1 protein-coding gene is annotated in these 253 nt (G+C 53.0%); it reads left to right on the forward strand.

What is annotated here, in order from left to right:
- On the forward strand, nt 1–253 hold a 253-nt coding region (locus tag FLQ44_RS07820), incomplete at both ends, for a rod shape-determining protein (RefSeq protein WP_147693938.1).

Genomic DNA, 253 nt, shown 5'->3' on the forward strand with positions numbered 1-253 from the left:
AGGGAAGAGCCTTAGTTTCACCTCGTGTTGTCATTGGCATTCCTTCGGGTGTCACTGGCGTAGAACGACGAGCCGTTATGGAAGCAGCATCTCAGGCAGGTGCCAGGGATGTGTACTTGATAGATGAGCCGGTCGCTGCTGCCATTGGCGCTGGACTACCAGTGGCTGAGCCTACGGGCAACATGATCATTGATATTGGTGGCGGCACCACAGAAGTTGCCGTGCTTTCTTTACAAGGAACGGTTTTAAGTGA

Source organism: Vogesella mureinivorans (assembly GCF_007644035.1).
Classification (GTDB): Bacteria; Pseudomonadota; Gammaproteobacteria; order Burkholderiales; family Chromobacteriaceae; genus Vogesella; species Vogesella mureinivorans.